The sequence below is a fragment of the Janibacter sp. CFPM2_SD2 genome (genome assembly GCF_057364645.1).
The window spans coordinates 1-580 of sequence record NZ_JBNFOF010000408.1; the positions used below are offsets into that span (position 1 = coordinate 1).

Here is a 580-nt window from a genome sequence, read left to right on the forward strand (position 1 = left end):
CCGGGTCATGGCCCCGGCCGCCGGGGAGCGACGCTCCCACGAGCGGCTGCGCGTCGAGGTGCACGCCTCGGAGCGGGTGCGCGCCGGCCTGGCCGGTCAGTGGCTCATCACGACGAGGACCCCGAGGCGGTGCTCGTCGAGGTCGACGCGCGCTCGGCGGTGACCGTGGCGGCGCCCTTCGCTCGGCAGCGGGCCGCCGTCGTCGGGGTCGAGGTGCCGGTCATCGTCTGGGTGACGAGCAGTGCCCGGGTCGTCGCCGACGACGTGGAGCGGCTTGTCGAGGGTGTCACCGCGCCCGTCCACATCCACGTCGACGACGCCGCGAGCGTGCCCGAGTGGGCCGCCGCACTGGGGCGCGAGGTGCGCCACCTCGCGCCCGCCGTCGACCACACCGTCCACGCACCCTCGGTCGTCGGCTCCACCGCACGGCGGGAGCAGGTCGTCGCCCTCGTCGGTGACGCCGACGTCGACCTCGAGCGACTGGCGCCCGTGCAGCCGCAGCGGCTCGACGTCGTCGGGGGTGACGACGCGGCGAGCGAGCTGCCGGGCGACCGCCCCGTCCTCGGGCGCTACCGCGCGA

Annotated in this window: 1 protein-coding gene; it reads left to right on the plus strand. The window is 76.7% G+C overall.

Annotated elements, in window-relative coordinates:
• Positions 1-129: 129 nt before the first annotated feature.
• The coding region (locus tag AC2W7J_RS18675) for a hypothetical protein (RefSeq protein WP_485984302.1) at positions 130-580 on the plus strand (451 nt) is incomplete at its 3' end.